The organism is Tersicoccus solisilvae, assembly GCF_014643255.1.
Classification (GTDB): Bacteria; Actinomycetota; Actinomycetes; order Actinomycetales; family Micrococcaceae; genus Tersicoccus; species Tersicoccus solisilvae.
The window spans coordinates 1-533 of the sequence record NZ_BMJI01000101.1 but is presented as its reverse complement, the minus strand read 5'-3'; the positions used below and the strand labels follow the sequence as shown (position 1 = coordinate 533).

Here is a 533-nt window from a genome sequence, read left to right as displayed (position 1 = left end):
AATGGTGTATATTCTGCTCGATGACACCAGTCTTATTCGCCATGCCAATCATGTTGTCTGGCGCGATAGCCGGGCTTCACAAGTTATTGATGGCTATTCTTTAGAGTTACAGCAACAGGTGGTGCAATCCGGAAAAGAGCTTATCTTTACCAATCCTAATAGGCTATCAATACAGGCTTACTATCCAGTGAATGCCGAGGTGAGTGTTGGTCACGGCGATAATATAGAGCTTATCTATTTGGAATATGATTTGTCGCCAATAATGGCTCAGGTGACAGATGCTCTCAATGCGCGTTTTATGCGGGTTTGGGGCTTGGGAGCTTTGTTCGTTTTGGGCTTCATGTTGGTGTTGCACTTTATGTTGATTCGCCCTTTGCGGAATCTGGTTTGGCAGGCCCGAAAAGGTGAGAGTTGCTCCTTTGAGGTCAATAGTCCTTGGGTTTTCAGTGAAATAAGGGTATTGCAGGATTACTTGCATCAGAATCAGCAGAAGTTGCAGCGCACCCTTAAGCAATTGAGGGACAATGAACAAC

Annotated in this window: 1 protein-coding gene; it reads left to right on the top strand. The window is 45.2% G+C overall.

Features of this window, described 5'->3' with window-relative positions:
- On the top strand, window positions 1–533 hold a 533-nt coding region (locus IEX22_RS16445), incomplete at both ends, for a hypothetical protein (protein WP_229660123.1).